The 14,938-nt window shown below is 69.2% G+C and carries 15 protein-coding genes and 1 tRNA gene; 10 read left to right on the forward strand and 6 right to left on the reverse strand.

The window, feature by feature from the left end:
* Positions 1 to 17 precede the first annotated feature (17 nt).
* Positions 18 to 1,355, forward strand: a complete 1,338-nt coding sequence (locus AB4112_RS14430) for an NAD(P)-binding domain-containing protein (RefSeq protein ID WP_441720575.1) — start codon at positions 18 to 20, stop codon at positions 1,353 to 1,355.
* 37 nt (positions 1,356 to 1,392) lie between these two features.
* Here AB4112_RS14430 and AB4112_RS14435 read toward each other — a convergent pair whose 3' ends face one another.
* Positions 1,393 to 1,932, reverse strand: coding sequence for a phosphotransferase (locus AB4112_RS14435; RefSeq protein ID WP_441720577.1), 540 nt, complete (start codon positions 1,930 to 1,932; stop codon positions 1,393 to 1,395).
* A 446-nt stretch (positions 1,933 to 2,378) separates the two neighbouring features.
* On the opposite strand from AB4112_RS14435, the gene AB4112_RS14440 reads away from it, so the two are divergent.
* Positions 2,379 to 2,455: transfer RNA gene (locus AB4112_RS14440), tRNA-Pro, on the forward strand.
* Between the two features lie 63 nt (positions 2,456 to 2,518).
* Complete coding sequence (locus tag AB4112_RS14445; RefSeq protein WP_441720579.1) at positions 2,519 to 3,334, forward strand: aspartate dehydrogenase; 816 nt, start codon at positions 2,519 to 2,521, stop codon at positions 3,332 to 3,334.
* A 21-nt stretch (positions 3,335 to 3,355) separates the two neighbouring features.
* Here the strand turns inward: AB4112_RS14445 and AB4112_RS14450 are convergent, their stop codons facing one another.
* Both AB4112_RS14450 and AB4112_RS14455 read right to left on the reverse strand, forming a co-directional pair.
* Complete coding sequence (locus AB4112_RS14450) at positions 3,356 to 4,717, reverse strand: MFS transporter (protein ID WP_441720581.1); 1,362 nt, start codon at positions 4,715 to 4,717, stop codon at positions 3,356 to 3,358.
* Positions 4,718 to 4,748: 31 nt separating this feature from the next.
* The gene (locus AB4112_RS14455) at positions 4,749 to 5,135 is read right to left on the reverse strand and encodes a RidA family protein (RefSeq protein ID WP_309794466.1); all 387 of its coding nucleotides are present in this window, start codon (positions 5,133 to 5,135) and stop codon (positions 4,749 to 4,751) included.
* A gap of 134 nt (positions 5,136 to 5,269) precedes the next feature.
* Between AB4112_RS14455 and AB4112_RS14460 the strand changes: the two genes are divergently transcribed.
* Positions 5,270 to 6,355, forward strand: coding sequence for a LacI family DNA-binding transcriptional regulator (locus tag AB4112_RS14460; protein WP_309794464.1), 1,086 nt, complete (start codon positions 5,270 to 5,272; stop codon positions 6,353 to 6,355).
* A gap of 24 nt (positions 6,356 to 6,379) precedes the next feature.
* Here AB4112_RS14460 and AB4112_RS14465 read toward each other — a convergent pair whose 3' ends face one another.
* From AB4112_RS14465 to AB4112_RS14475, 3 genes are all read right to left on the reverse strand, one after another.
* Positions 6,380 to 6,736 carry a cupin domain-containing protein gene (locus AB4112_RS14465; protein WP_309794462.1) on the reverse strand — a complete coding sequence of 119 codons (357 nt, stop codon included), beginning with the start codon at positions 6,734 to 6,736 and terminating at the stop codon, positions 6,380 to 6,382.
* Entirely contained in the window at positions 6,736 to 7,770 is a 1,035-nt protein-coding gene (locus tag AB4112_RS14470) for a quinone oxidoreductase family protein (protein WP_309794460.1), read from the reverse strand. The genes AB4112_RS14465 and AB4112_RS14470 overlap by 1 nt, the downstream gene beginning before the upstream one ends.
* Positions 7,771 to 7,874: 104 nt before the next feature.
* Positions 7,875 to 8,513, reverse strand: coding sequence for a hypothetical protein (locus tag AB4112_RS14475; RefSeq protein ID WP_309794459.1), 639 nt, complete (start codon positions 8,511 to 8,513; stop codon positions 7,875 to 7,877).
* 218 nt (positions 8,514 to 8,731) lie between these two features.
* On the opposite strand from AB4112_RS14475, the gene AB4112_RS14480 reads away from it, so the two are divergent.
* From AB4112_RS14480 to AB4112_RS14505, 6 genes are read left to right on the forward strand one after another with little or no spacing between them, the layout of a single operon-like run.
* The gene (locus AB4112_RS14480; RefSeq protein ID WP_441720584.1) at positions 8,732 to 9,625 is read left to right on the forward strand and encodes a dioxygenase family protein; all 894 of its coding nucleotides are present in this window, start codon (positions 8,732 to 8,734) and stop codon (positions 9,623 to 9,625) included.
* An 8-nt stretch (positions 9,626 to 9,633) separates the two neighbouring features.
* A complete protein-coding gene (locus AB4112_RS14485; protein WP_441720585.1) occupies positions 9,634 to 10,398 on the forward strand; it encodes an SDR family NAD(P)-dependent oxidoreductase in 765 nt (254 codons plus the stop codon).
* 12 nt (positions 10,399 to 10,410) lie between these two features.
* Positions 10,411 to 11,295 carry a 3-keto-5-aminohexanoate cleavage protein gene (locus tag AB4112_RS14490; RefSeq protein WP_309794456.1) on the forward strand — a complete coding sequence of 295 codons (885 nt, stop codon included), beginning with the start codon at positions 10,411 to 10,413 and terminating at the stop codon, positions 11,293 to 11,295.
* Positions 11,292 to 11,819: a gamma carbonic anhydrase family protein gene (locus AB4112_RS14495; RefSeq protein ID WP_309794454.1), complete on the forward strand. Its 528-nt coding sequence runs from the start codon at positions 11,292 to 11,294 to the stop codon at positions 11,817 to 11,819. The genes AB4112_RS14490 and AB4112_RS14495 overlap by 4 nt, the downstream gene beginning before the upstream one ends.
* 11 nt (positions 11,820 to 11,830) lie before the next feature.
* Positions 11,831 to 12,313 carry a (2Fe-2S)-binding protein gene (locus tag AB4112_RS14500; protein ID WP_441720588.1) on the forward strand — a complete coding sequence of 161 codons (483 nt, stop codon included), beginning with the start codon at positions 11,831 to 11,833 and terminating at the stop codon, positions 12,311 to 12,313.
* Positions 12,303 to 14,405 (forward strand): molybdopterin cofactor-binding domain-containing protein, encoded by a 2,103-nt coding sequence (locus tag AB4112_RS14505; protein ID WP_441720590.1) that lies wholly within the window; start codon positions 12,303 to 12,305, stop codon positions 14,403 to 14,405. The genes AB4112_RS14500 and AB4112_RS14505 overlap by 11 nt, the downstream gene beginning before the upstream one ends.
* Positions 14,406 to 14,938: the final 533 nt, after the last annotated feature.

The following is a 14,938-nucleotide window of genomic DNA, read 5'->3' on the forward strand; positions in this document are numbered from 1 at the left end:
GCGACAGGGGACCATCCATGACCAGAGTAGCCGTCATCGGCGCCGGCCCATCCGGCCTTGCCCAGCTGCGGGCCTTCCAGTCCGCCGCCCAGAAGGGGGCCGAGATCCCGGAGGTCGTCTGCTTCGAGAAGCAGGCCGATTGGGGGGGCTTGTGGAACTACACCTGGCGCACCGGGCTGGATGAGTATGGCGAGCCGGTGCATGGCAGCATGTACCGCTACCTCTGGTCCAACGGGCCGAAGGAATGCCTGGAATTCGCCGACTATTCCTTTGAGGAGCATTTCGGCAAGCCGATCGCGTCCTACCCGCCGCGGGCCGTGTTGTGGGACTACATCAAGGGCCGGGTCGAAAAGGCGGATGTCCGCAAGTGGGTGCGCTTCAGCACGCCGGTGCGCATGGTCAAGTTCGACGCGGAGACAAAGAAGTTCACGGTGACGGCCCACAACCGCATCGAAGACCGCATGTATGACGAGGCGTTCGACTACGTCGTCGTCGCCAGCGGCCATTTCTCGACGCCGAACGTCCCCTATTTCGAGGGCGTGAAGACCTTCAACGGTCGGGTGCTGCACGCCCACGACTTCCGCGATGCGGTCGAGTTCAAGGGCAAGGACATCCTGATCGTCGGCCGCAGCTATTCGGCCGAGGACATCGGCTCGCAATGCTGGAAATACGGCGCCAAGTCGGTGACCACGAGCTACCGCTCGAAGCCGATGGGCTTCAAATGGCCGAAGAATTTCGAAGAACGGCCGCTGCTGGTCAAGCTGGAGAACCGCACGGCGCATTTCCTCGACGGTTCCTCAAAGGATGTCGATGCGCTGATCCTCTGCACCGGCTACCAGCATCACTTCCCGTTCCTGCCGGATGATCTGCGGCTGAAGACCGCCAACCGGCTGTGGAGCGACAGCCTGTACAAGGGCGTGGTCTATGACCGCAACCCGCAGCTGTTCTACATCGGCATGCAGGACCAGTTTTATACCTTCAACATGTTCGACGTTCAGGCCTGGTGGGCGCGCGACGTCATGATGGGCCGGATCGAGCTGCCGCCGGAGGCCGAGCAGGCGGCACATTTCGCCAAATGGCGGGCCCGGGAGGAGACGCTGGACGGCGCCGAGCAGATGATCTGGTTCCAGGGCGACTATGTGAAGGAGCTGCTGGCCGAGACGGATTATCCGCCCTTCGACATCGAGGCCACCAACCAGACCTTCATGGAGTGGGAGCACCACAAGGCGGAGGACATCATGGGCTTCCGCAACCACGCCTATCGGTCGCTGATGACCGGCACCATGTCGCCGAAGCACCACACGCCCTGGCTGGAAGCGCTCGACGATTCCATGGAAGCCTATCTCGGAGGCTGAGGCGCCGGTCGATGTCTGGTTGTGGCGCTGCCGCTGCTCAGACCGCTCGAACTTCGGCAAGTCGCTTGATCGCGTGCTCATCGTCCCAGCAGACGGCGGCTTCCCATGCGGCCGACGCTTGCGCGGCGATGTCATGCCAGCCGCCGTCGAGGCCGGCGGCGTTGTGGGGCAGCACCAGGTCGAGGTCGGGGACGTCGACATGCGCCTCGTCCCAGTCGATCAGCGTCACCCGATCCGCGGTCATGCGGACATTGCCGGAGTTGTTGGGGTTGCCGTGGACGACGCATGTCGGACGTCCGATGAGCCGCGCCCACGCGGCCCGACATCGGGCCACGCCCTCGGGCGGCATCGCGGCGAGGTCGATCTTGGTTCCGGTCTCGGCATGCAGGAGGTCGGTCGACGATCGCCAGCCCGGGCGCTGCGGCCAGCCCTGCGTCAACCGATGCAGCCGGTGGAGCGTGTCGGCCACGCGACGCCAGTCGGCCTCCGTCTCGGGCGGTCCGCCCTCCACATAGGTCATCACCACCAGACCGTCCGCGAACAGCCGGCCGTCCGTCGTCGGGATCGGCACCGGCACGGCCAGACCTTCACGGTGGAGGTGTTGGAGGAGCTCGGTCTCCCAGGCGAGATCGGCGTCGCTCCTGGCCCCGAGACGACCGACCGCGAGGCGCCCGTGGACACGCACGCTCCACACGTCGTTGGCAACTCCGCCAGCGAGCGGTTGGATGCGAGCTGCGTCTTCACCCCACTGCCTGAGTGCCTCCCATCCCACTGGCGACATCTTCGTCCAACCCGATTGGTGCTTGACTTTAACTTAACGCAAGTCTGGAACAGCGTAACCGTTCAGGCCGTCGCGGATGATCTCGCATGCTGAGAACGGAGAAGCAACACCGGTCGGGACTATGTCGGGACTCTTGCTGACTCGTCCTGATGATCGGTGATGTTTCGTTCTCCTGGGCTTTAAAGATGACCCTTGCCAAACCCTTGTGAAATCTCTAGGAAATCTGCGGTGTTTCGGGCCGTCGGGGCGTAGCGCAGTCTGGTAGCGCGCCTGCTTTGGGAGCAGGATGTCGGGAGTTCGAATCTCTCCGCCCCGACCATCCGACCGCCCGCTCAGCCCCGAAAAAATCACGCTCGCCCGGTCCCTGGTGGAAGGTTGATCCGTGCCGACAGAACCCGTGCCCCGGCCGCCCTTGCGCCTCGCCCTGGTGGGATGGGGCGCGATCGGCCGCCGCGTCGTCCAACTGCTGGCCGAGCGCGACGCCGGCATCGTCCTGGCCGGCATCGCCGCGCGGACCCGTCCCGTGGAGCTGCCGCCCGGCGTGCCCTGGCTGCAGCACCCCGACGACCTCGGCGCGGCGACGCCCGACCTGGTGGTCGAGGCGGCAGGCCGGGATGCCGTCGAGCCCTGGGGCCACGCGGCGCTGCGGCTTGCGCGTGGCTTCGCCGTGTCCTCGACCAGCGCCTTCTGCGATGACGGGGTGCTGGACCGCCTCTTCGCCACGGCGGAGCGGCATGGCAGCCAGATCCTGATTCCGCCCGGCGCCCTGGCCGGCGTCGACGCGCTCGCGGCCGCCGCGGCGCTGCCGCTGGACGAGGTGCGGCACCAGATCGTGAAGCCGCCCGCGGCGTGGCGGGGAACGCCGGCGGCGGGGCTGGTCGACCTCGACCGCCTGACCGAGGCCACGGTGTTCTTCGCCGGCTCGGCGCGCGAGGCGGCGGGCCGGTTCCCGGCGAACGCCAATGTCGCCGCCATCGCGGCGCTGGCCGGCATCGGCCTCGACCGGACCCGGGTCGAACTCGTGGCCGACCCGAAGGCCGTCGGCAACGGCCATCGCCTGCGGGCCACCGGCGCCTTCGGCACGCTCGACATCGCGATCGAGAACCGGCCGCTGGCGACCAACCCGAAATCCTCCGAGATGGCCGCCCTCAGCCTCGTCCGGCTGGTCGAGAACCACGTTCGGCCGCTCTGCCGCTAGCGGCCGCGATTGCGCAAGCCGCTATGCCGGGGCGGGCGCGACCGCCTCAATGCTCTTGCGCTCGGGTTCGATCCCCAGCCAGGCGACCACGACGATCAGCAGGACCAGGGCCACGCCCATCAGCGTCAGCACGCCGGCGACACCGTGCTGGGCCAGGATCGGGGCGATCAGCAGCGGCACCACGATGCTGGCGCTCCGCCCGGCCGCATTGCTGATGCCAACGCCGCGCAGCCGGAGCTCGGTCGGGAACAGCTCCGGGATGTAGACTGCGAACAGCGCCGCGACCAGGACGTAGATCGGGATGGTCAGCAGGAAGCCGATCGCCGCGGTCAGGATGATGTCCTGGGACAGCGGGAACGCGGCGCTCAGCAGGATGGCGACGGTGGCTGCGGTGATGATGGTGCGCTTGCGCCCGAACAGGTCGGCCGAGACCGCCCCCAGCGCCGACCCGATCGGCCCGCCCACCGCCATCAGCAGGGCGAAGGCGGTGCTGCTCGCGATGGTCTGGCCCTGGCCGATGAAGATGGTCGGCAGCCAGGTGACGAAGCCGTAGATCAGGGTGTTGACCACCATCAGCGACACGCAGCCGACGATCAGCCGCGACAGCAGCGGCGCGCGCAGGAGGTCGGCGGCACGGCCCGGGGCGACCGGCCTGGCCGACAGGTCGGGCGCCGGCAGGGCGCCGCCCATCGCGGCCTGGCGCTCGATGTCGGACACCAGCGCCTCCGCCTCGGCCTGGCGCCCGACCGCCTCGAGCCAGCGCGGGGATTCGGGCAGGCCGCGGCGCAGCAGCCAGGCGATCAGGGCGCCGACGCCGCCCAGGATGAACATCACCCGCCAGCCGAAGGTCGGGACCAGCAGCCAGGCCATGAGGGCGGAGGCGGGCAGGCCGCAGGTCACCGTGGTGGCGATCAGCCCGGACCAGCGGCCGCGGACCTTCGGCGGGAAGAATTCGGTGACGATGGAATAGCCGACCACGGTCTCCGCCCCCAGACCCAGCCCCATCAGGAACCGCAGGACGATCAGCGTCTCCATGTCGGGCGCGAAGGCCGAGGCGATCGCGGCGGCGCCGAACACGATCAGGTTGAGCTGGTAGGTGCGGCGGCGCCCGTAGCGGTCGCCCAGGAAGCCGGTCAGGAACGCCCCCAGCGTCATCCCCACGAAGGTCATGGAGATGAACAGGCCGTTCTGCGCCAGCGTCGAGAAGCCGGATTTGTAGGCGGCCCCCAGCACGCTGGCGGCGATGTAGATGTCGAAGCCCTCGAAGAACATGCCGACGGCGACGAGGCCGAAGACCTTGCGGTGGAAGGCCGAGACCGGCAGCCGGTCCAGCCTGGCGCCTATGGTGGCGCCGGCGGTGCCCCGGCCCGAATTGGATGACATCGTGCAGTCCCCCTGTTCGCAGGGTCGCGGTTCATTCGATGACCGCGATGCCCTGGATCTCGATCAGCATGGCCGGGTCGGCGAAGCCGGTGACGGTGATGGCCGCGCTGGCGGGGAAGTCGGAGCCGAAGATCTCGGTCCGGATCTCCGTCATCCGGGTGGTGTGGCGCGGGTCGGTGAGGAACACGGTCATGGTGACGATATCCTTCAGTGTCGCCCCGGCCTCCTGCAACGTGGCCTCGATGTTGCGGAAGGTCTGGTAGGTCTGGGCCCCGAAGTCGCCGGCGAGCGATTTGCCGTCCTGGTCCTTCTGGCCGGTGTGCCCGGCGATCCAGACGATCCGCCCGCCTTCGGTGACGATGGCCGGCGAGAACGCACGCGACTGCTGCCACGTGCCGCGGACGAATGTCTTCTTCATGGGAAGCTCCCGAATGGGCCGGGCCCGGCCCCGGCATGCCGAGATGGTGTTCGTACAATCGATTGCAGAACAATCGATTGCGGTCAAGCCGAAATTGCAGTAGCTGACCGGAACGGAAGCTCGGTGAAACGGGAATGGCGCAGCCGCAGAAGACCACTCGACGGGCCGTGACGCTGAAGCAGGTGGCGGCGGCAGCCGGGGTGCATGCGTCGACCGTGTCGCGCGCCCTGAACCCGGCGACGCGGTCGATGGTGGCGCCGGCGGTGGTGGCGCGGGTGATGAAGGCGGCCGCCCATCTCAGCTACCGCCCCGACCCGGTGGCCGCCAGCCTGCGCACCGGGCGGTCCAAGCTGGTCGGCATCCTGGTGCCCGACATCGCCAACACGGTGTTCGCGCCGATCCTCAGCGGCGCCAGCGAGCGCCTGTCGGCCCAGGGCTATTCGGTGATCGTCGCGGATGTCGGCAATGACGGCGACCGTCAGCTGGATCTCGCCGCCGGGCTGGTGGCCCGCCGTGTCGATGGGCTGATCCTGGCCACGGTCAGCCGCGACGATCCGCTGGCGGCATTCTGTGTCGAACGGAACCTGCCGGCGGTGCTGGTCAACCGGGCCGAGACCATGGCGCGGCTGTCGGCGGTGGTGTCCGACGACAGCTTCGGCATGCAGCTGGCCGTGGATCATCTGGTGGAGCTCGGACACCGCCGCATCGGCCATCTCGCCGGCCCGGCCCAGCATTCCACCGGCTTCCTGCGCCGCCGCGGCTTCGGTCACGCCCTCGCGGCCCATGGGCTGGACCCGGCCGCGGCCCCCTGCGAGGTCGCCGCGGCCTACACGCGGGAGGAGGGGGCGGTGGCGATGCGCCGGCTACTCGACGCCCATCCCGGGATGACGGCGATCGTGGCGGCGAACGACCTGCTGGCGCTCGGCGCCTACGACGTGCTGCGCGAACGGGGGCTGGACTGCCCGCGTGACCTGTCGATCGTCGGCCACAACGACATGCCGCTGGTCGACATGGTACAGCCGCCGCTGACCACGGTCCGGATCAGCCATCGCGAGATGGGCCGGCAGGCAGCGGACCTGCTGCAGCAGGCGATCGAAGAGGAGGGCATCTCCGTCCGCAACGTGGTGCTGCCGTCCCGGCTGATCGTCCGCGGCTCCACCGCTGCGCCGCGGAAGGCGGCGCCGGCTGAAGGTGCCAAGCGACCGCGCAAGGCGCGGTGACGGCACTCGACGCCGTCCGTACGATCAGGTCGGGACCGGAACGGCGCCGGGCAGCGGCATGGCCAGCAGGATGGTGGCTGTCCGGTTGCTGTCGTTGCGCAGCGCCCGGGCCTCGCCCGGCGCGATGCGGCAGGAATCCCAAGCGTGCAGCACCACCTCCTCGCCGCCGGCGACGACCGTGACCTCGCCCTCGAGGACGAGATAAAGCTTCTCCAGCGGCGAGGCGTCGAGCGAGGTGCCGCCGCCCGGCAGCAGATGCGAGGCGCCGAGCCACAGCATCGAGGTCGGGCCGGCCTCATGGCCCTGCAGCCGCAGGCAGCGCATGTCGTCATGCGCCGGCGGATGGTAGAAGGGCGCGTCGTCGAAGCGGGTGACCTGCATCACGGGTGCCCGTTCGGGGCGAGGACGATGCGGTCCCGGGTCGATCCCAGCACCTTGGCATAGGCCTCGGCCGCCCGCTCCAGCGGGTAGATCGAGGATGGCAGCACCGGGAACGGCTTCAGCGCGCCGCTGTCGAAGCCGGGCGTCAGCTGCGCCAGGATCGACACGCTGTCCTCGGTGCTCAGGCCCAGGCTGTCGATCCCGACATAGGTGTGCTGGCCGCGGTAGAACGCCAGGATGTCGAAGGGCACGGTGCGGTCGATGGTGGCGATCAGGACCTGGCGCCCGCCCAGCGCGAGCACCTGATGTGCCGTGTCGAAATAGGGGCTGCCGACCGCGTTGAAGACGATGTCGGCGCCGTGGCCGCCAGTCGCCTCGCGGATACGGGCCGCGATCTCGGGGCCGGGTCCCGCCACGATCTCCAGCGGCCCGCTGTGATGGCCGTCGAAGCCGCCTTCGCGCCGGACGACGCCGAAGGTGCGGGCGCCCAGCATGGTGGCGATCTGGATCGCCGCCTGGCCGACCTTGCCGGTGGCGCCGAAGACCACGACGGTGTCGCCCGGCTTGGGCAGGCCGGCCCGCTCGAACCCCTTCCAGGCGGTGACGAAGGGCACGCCGATGGCGCCGGCCTCCGGCAGCGACAGCGCGCGCGGCTTGGCGCGGACGCTGGCGGCGCCGATGACCAGATGGGTGCCGTGGCTGCCGTCGGTCCGGATGCCGAGGTCGCCGCTCGACCCCCAGACCTCCAGGCCGAGCAGTCCGTCCGGTCCCTCGACCACGGTGCCGGCAAAGTCGCGGCCCGGCGTCCGCGGCCATCTGGCGTAAGGCATCTGGCCCAGCACGGCCTTGACGTCGCTCATGTTGACCGCCGCGGCCGCGACCTCGACCACCACCTCGTCCGCCGCCCGCCGCACCGGGGCGCTCTCGATCTCGAAGGACAGCGTGGTCCCATCCTCGGCCTTGCTGTGAACGCGAAGACTCCGGCCGGTCTGGGGGCTTGCCGTCGTCGATCGCGAAGGGGCGGACACGCTCATGACGCTCTCCGGGGCGCTTGGGGCGAGGGGCTCATCAATTCGTTTCTACAATCGATTGCAATTCGGCCGAAAGTCAAGATCGGTCGCCGGTTGTGGGGTGGCGCCTAGCGACGCTCCAGCACGATGCCGAGGTCCCGGGCGATGTAGATCTCCAGGAATCCGGGCAGCAGGCCGGCCTTGACCATCTGCTCGAACGGCTCGATGAAGCGCGGGTCGCGGCGCTCGGTCAGGATCACGATCCGCCACAGATTCAGCGGCGCGGCTTCGGATCCGCCGGCGGCATGGATCACATGGAACAGCGGCTGGTTGTCGCCGGCCCGGATGCGTCCTCCAGCCTCGGTCGTCATCTCGTCGCGGCCGAGGAAGACGACCTCCTGCCCGGCGTGGTCGATGAAGACATCCTCCAGCACCTGGCCGCGATCGTTACCGATCCAGGCACGCTGCTCCGACGCCCTGAAGAAGCGCTCATGGCCGTCCTTCAGCATGTGGCGGCCCCAGGACGTGCCGCCCGAGACGACATAGGGGATGTAGGTCGCGGGGTCCCAGGCCTTCTTGGTCTCCATGTCCCACACCATGGTGCGGGTGACATGGACCGGCGCACTTGTGCGGTAGCGATCCTCCAGCACGCGGTTGACGTCGACGGCGGGCAGTTCGAACCGGGTGTGGCTGGGGTCCTGCCAGGCTGTCTCGAACTCCGCCTTCGCGGCGGCGAAGGAGGCGGTGGTGTGGTCCGGGCTGCTCATGCTGTGCGCCTTGGTCCTTCGGAAGGGGCTGCTCGCAACGGGCGGGCAGGGGACAAGCTCAGAACGTGCAATCGCTTGCATAAACCGGGCCCGGCTGTCAAGCTGACGTCAATCATGACGAAAGCGGCAGGGATGTCGCACTCGGAGCCCGATGCTTTCGCATCAAAGTTCCTTGCCGCTTGCAATCGATTGTAATAGAAGGCCGTCAGGAGGCACTCATGATCATTGCCAATCAGGAGATGGTGACGGAGGCGGTCCTGCAGGCCATGGCCGCCGCGCCGGATGCCCGGCTGCGGGAGATCATGGCCGCGCTGGTGCGCCATGCCCACGCCTTCGCCCGGGAGGTCCGCCTGACCGAGGAGGAGTTCGAGCAGGGCATCGATTTCCTCAACCGCATCGGCCAGGCCACCAATGACAGCCACAACGAAGGCGTCCTGTTCTCCGACGCCATCGGATTCTCGACGCTGATCTGCCTGCTGAACAATGGCAATGCCGGCGCGACGGAGACGGCCTCGGCCCTGCTGGGCCCGTTCTGGCGCAAGCAGTCGCCGCGCACGGCCAATGGCGGCTCGATCGTCCGGTCGGCGACGCCGGGGCCGGAGCTGTTCGCGCGCTGCCGGATCACCGACCCGCAGGGCCGCCCGATCCCCGAGGTCGAGGTCGATGTCTGGCAGGCGTCGCCGGTCGGCCTGTACGAGAACCAGGACGACAGCCAGGCGGACATGAATCTGCGTGGCAAGTTCACCACCGATGCGGATGGCCGGTTCTGGTTCCGCTCGGTCCGCCCGGCCGGCTATCCCGTGCCGACGCATGGGCCGGTCGGCGACCTGCTGCGCGCGCAGCACCGCCACCCCTATCGCCCGGCGCATCTGCATGTCCTGGGCTACAAGCCCGGCCACAAGACGCTGATCACCCAGGTCTTCGTCGCCGAGGATGAGCGGCTGGAGACCGATGTCGTGTTCGGCGTCACCCGGCATCTGGTGGGCGAATATGTCCGCCACGAGGGCGGAGTGCCGCCCGAACCCGGCGTCACCTCCCCCTGGTACACGCTCGCCTACGACTTCGTCATGGAGCCGGGCGAGGCGAAGCTTCCCGTTCCCCCGATCAAGTGAGCCGCAGCATGGCCTATCCCAAGGACCTCTCCGGAACGGTTGCCCTGATCGTCGGCGGCGCCGGCGCGATCGGGGCCGCCACCGGCCGGATGCTGGCCGAGGCGGGCGCCACCATCGTCGTCACCCACATGCCGGGCGCGGAGTTCGGGCGCGCCGCGGCCGAGGTGATCGGCCGGCTGCCCGGCGGCCGCGACCATGCCGCCTATCCCGCCGATGTGGTGGACAGCGCGTCCCTGATCGCCCTGCGCGGGGAGATCGAGCGGCGCTACGGCCGGCTCGACATCCTGGTCAATGCGGCGGGCTTCACCAAGCCGGTGCCGCATGCCGATCTCGATGCGCTCGACGACGCCTTCATCGACCGCATGTTCCAGGTCAACTGGCGCGGCCAGTTCGCCGCGATCCGCAGCTTCGCGCCGCTCCTGAAGGCTTGCGGCGACGGCCTCGTGGTCTCGATCTCCTCGATCGCGTCCTTCACCGGGGTCGGGTCGAACATCGCCTATTGCGCGGCCAAGGCCGGCATCGACGTCATGACCAAGGCGCTGGCGCGGGCCCTGGCGCCGCAGGTGCGGGTGCTGGCGGTGTCGCCCGGCGTGGTCGACACCGCCTTCGTCCCCGGCCGCAGCGCCGACTTCAATGATAAGGTGGCGGCCTCCACCCCGCTCCGGCGCATCGGCGGAGTCGAGGATATCGCCGCCGCGATCACCGCCTGCGCCACCCATCTCGGCTATTCCACCGGCCATATCATCCAGGTCGATGGCGGCCGCGCGCTCTAGGAGGGCTGGCACATGCTCGACAAGGTCCTGATCACCTGCGCCATCACCGGCAACCTGACCACGCCGGAGCAGACGCCGCACCTGCCGATCACCCCGGCGCAGATCGCGCAATCGGCGCTGGAGGCGGCGAAGGCCGGCGCGGCGGTGGCGCATATCCATGTGCGCGACCCCGAGACCGGCCGGCCGTCGATGGCGATCGAGCTGTACCGCGAGGTCGTCGCCCGCATCCGCGACGGCAACCCCGACCTCATCCTCAACATCACCACCGGCCCGGGCGGGCGCTTCGTGCCCTCGGCCGACGACCCCAAGGTCTATGGGCCCGGCACGACCCTGATGGTGCCCGAACAGCGGGTCGAGCACATCGCCCTGCTGAAGCCCGAGATCTGCACCCTCGACCTCAACACCATGAATTCGGGCCGGGAGGTGGTGATCAACACGCCCGGCAATGTCCGTCGCATGGCCAAGGTGATCCGCGAGGCAGGGGTGAAGCCGGAGATCGAGCTGTTCGATTCCGGCGACATCGCGCTGCTGAACGATCTGGTGACGGACGGCACGCTCGACCCCGCGCCACTGTGCTCGATCGTCATGGGGGTGAAGTACGGCTTCCAGCCGGGGCCGGAGACTGTGCTCTACGCCCGGGGGCTGCTGCCGGCGAAGGCGACCTGGACCGCCTTCGGCATCGGCCGAACCACCTTCCCGATGGCGGTGCAGTCGCTGCTGGCCGGCGGCCATGTCCGGGTCGGGCTGGAGGATGCGGTCTACATCGCCCGCGGCGAGTTGGCGCCGTCCAATGCGGCCCTGGTCGCGAAGGTGCGGCGGCTGGTGGAGGAGCTGGGCGCCACGGTCGCAACCCCGCAGGAGGCGCGCGGGCTGCTCGGCCTCGGCGGACCGTCATGACCATCCACGGGCTGGATGACGATGATCCGCGGATCGACAGCGACGTCTGGATCGCCCCCAGCGCCGATGTCATCGGGCGTGTCCATCTGCGCCGCGGCGCCAGCATCTGGTTCGGCGCCATCCTGCGCGGCGACAATGAATGGATCAAGGTCGGGGCGGATTCCAACATCCAGGATGGCGCGGTGCTGCACACCGACATGGGGGCGCCGCTGACGCTGGCGGCGCGCTGCTCGGTCGGCCATCGCGCCATCCTGCATGGCTGCACGGTGGGGGAGGGCTCGCTGGTCGGGATGGGCGCGACCATCCTCAACCACGCGGTGATCGGCCGGAATTCCCTGGTCGGGGCGAATGCGCTGGTGACCGAGGGCAAGGCCTTTCCCGACCGCTCGCTGATCATCGGGGCCCCGGCGCGGGCCGTCGGCATACTCGACGATGCCGCCGTGGAACGCTGCCTGGCCGTCGCCGCCCGCTATGTCGCCAATGGCCGGCGCTTCGCCGCGGGCCTGCGGCCGGCGCGATCGTAGGAGCCTCCGCCGTGTCGATCCGGTTCCAGGTCAATGGCGAAGAGGTCGAGGTCGGCAGCGATGGGGCATCGACGCTGATCCTGGCATTGCGCAACGAGCTGGGATTGAAAGGCACGCGCTTCGGCTGCGGCGAGGAGAGTTGCGGCGCCTGCAACGTCATGATCGACGACCGGCTGCACTATGCCTGCAGCATCTTCGTCGAGGATGTCGCCGGCAAGCGGGTCGAGACCGTGGAGGGCCTGCGGGGCCCGGTCGCCGACGCGCTGCGGGCGGCCCTGGCCGAGGCGGGGGCCGGCCAATGCGGCTACTGCCTCAGCGGCATCTTCGTCACGGCGCACGACCTGCTGTCGCGGCGGCAGCGCCCGTCGATGGTCGAGGTGAAGCAGGCGCTGTCCCGCAACCTCTGCCGCTGCGGCGCGCATCTCGGTATCCTCAGGGCGGTCGCGGCCGCGATCGACACCGTCGTAGCGTCGGGAGGCTATGATGAAGCCTGAGGCCGCCAGCCCGTCGCCGGGCCCGAGCCGGCGCCTGGGCGCCTGGTTCGACCTGGCCGAGCCCGGCACCGTCACGCTCAAGACCGGCAAGGTCGAGCTGGGGCAGGGGATCCTGACCGCCCTGCGCCAGATCGCGGCGGAGGAGCTGGACCTGCCGCTCGACGCGATCGCCGTCGTCTCCGGCGACACCGCGATCTCGCCCTTCGAGGGCGGCACCGTCGGCAGCATGTCGGTGCAGGGCTCGGGGCCTCTTGTCCGAGAGGCGGCGGCGGAGCTGCGGCAGCGGCTGCTGCAGGCGGCGGCGATGCGGTCGCAGGCGGCAGCGGCCGAGCTGACCACCGCCGCCGGCCGGTTCTATCGCGACGGCGACCCGCTGGGCGACACCTTCTGGACGGTGGCGGGCGAGATCGACTTCGACGCCGCGATCTCCGGCGCCGCGCCGGTGAAGCCGCCGGGCCGGTACCGGATCGTCGGCGCCAGCCCGCGACAGGCCGGGCTGCAGGATCGCCTGGGCGGCGGTGTCTACATCCACGACATCGCGCCGGCCGGCATGCTGCATGGCCGAATCCTGCGCCCGCCCCATCCGCAGGCCCGCCTCGGCGCGGTGGCCGCCGACAAGGTCGCGGCGATGGCCGGCGTGCTCCACATCCTGCGTCAAGGTGACCTGATCGGCGTCATCGCGGCCGATGAGCACACGCTGTCGGTGGCGATGGAGCGGCTGGCGCGCGCCTGCGACTGGCAACCGCCGCAGCCCAACGACCGCAGCCGGACGGTGCTGGACATCCTGGAGCAGCACGCCGGCCAGGACAGCGTGATCCGCGACGATCCGGGTGTGGCCGACGCCGCCGGCGACCGGGTCGAGGCGACCTACACCAAGCCGCTGATCGGCCATGGCTCGATCGGGCCGTCCTGCGGCATCGCCGTGGTCGATCCCGACGGCATTTCGGTGTGGAGCCATTCGCAATCGGTCTTCGCCCTACGCGACCAGATCGCCCGGGTGACCGGACTCGCCGTCGACCGGGTCCGGGTGCGGCACGCCCAGGGCGCCGGCTGCTACGGCCACAACGGCGCCGACGACGCGGCCATGGATGCGGTGCTGCTGGCCCGGGCGGTGCCGGGCCGCCCGGTCCGGGTGCAGTGGACCCGGCGGGACGAGCTGGTGTCCGAGCCGCTGGGGTCGCCGATGCGGGTGCGCATCGTCGCCAGTGTCGCCGGGGGGCGGATCACCGGCTGGAAGATGGAGACCCGGTCGGGCACCCACATGCGCCGCCCGGGCTGGAACGGAGAGATCAACCTGCTGGGCCCGGCCGCGGCCGCCGGCGGCTGGAGCTTCGAGCGGCAGAAGGACCTGCCGGCCCACAATGGCGGCACCAAGAACGCCGTCGCGCTCTACGACATGCCGCAGCGGGTCACCCACCAGTTCGTGCCCGACCTGCCGTTCCGGCTGTCGGCGCTGCGCTCGCTCGGCGCCTTCGCCAATGTCTTCGCCATCGAGGGCGTGATGGACGAGCTGGCGGACAAGGCCGGCATCGATCCGGTGGCGTTCCGCCTGGCGCATCTGTCCGACCCGCGGGCCCGCGCCGTGATCGAGCGCGTGGCGGCGCTGAGCGGCTGGTCGGACCCGTGCCCGCCGGGCTGCGGCCTGGGGCTCGGTTTCGCCCGGTTCAAGAACACCGGGTCCTACTGCGCCGTGGTCGCCCTGGTCGCGGTGGAGGAGCAGGTCGAGCTGCGCCGGATGTGGGCGGCGGTGGATGCCGGGCTGGCGATCAACCCGGAGGGCATCGTCGCCCAGGTCGAGGGCGGCATGCTGCAGGCCGCGAGCTGGGCCCTGAAGGAGGCGGTGCCGACCGAAGGCACGCTGCTGACGGCGGAGACCTGGAAGGATTATCCGATCCTGAGCTTCGCCGAGATCCCCGAGGTCGAAGTCGACGTGATCTCCCGACCCGAGGAAGACTCGACCGGGGTCGGGGAGGTCTCGCTGGGGCCGGCGGCGGGGGCGATCGGAAATGCCGTGGCCCGGGCGCTCGGTATTCGCATCCGCGACCTGCCGATGACCCGCGAACGGGTGGTCGACGCCGTCATGAACAGCTGAGACGACAGCGGCCGGCGCGCGCTCGCAACCCCTGCCACCGCATCCGATATGCCGCTCGCCACCCTGGTCTGCCAACTGTTTGTCGCCTTAGGCGAAGAAGCACTGATCCAGCGCGACGGGGACGTCGTATAGGGGATGGATCGACAATCGAGATCCCAAACCCGGACGCCGGAGAAACCATCCGGCGTCCGGCAACGAACCAAGGCCAGCACCTGACATCAGCAGTCCGGTCATTTAGACCAAAGACTGAAAGGTCCAGAGTGGGGTCTATGAATTCGATGTCATTTCTTCTCCAGCTATCGACGTGCGCTTGCGCTGGAGGTAGTATGGTAGACTTCTTAAAAGAAACGGGCTCAACAGGGAACAACGACGGGGGCAATGTGTTTGGGTGCGGACTTGTATGATGACAGTGTTTGTCTCTGACGGGAATCCTAGAGTCGCTGTGTCGCCGGGGAATGCGGGTCAAGGCTCCGCATGCCTATGGCGCAGTTGGCCGTTCGGGGTCTCCAACCTGGAGCACGGGTGACGATGAG

The organism is Inquilinus sp. 2KB_23 (genome assembly GCF_052115705.1).
GTDB lineage: Bacteria > Pseudomonadota > Alphaproteobacteria > DSM-16000 > Inquilinaceae > Inquilinus > Inquilinus ginsengisoli_A.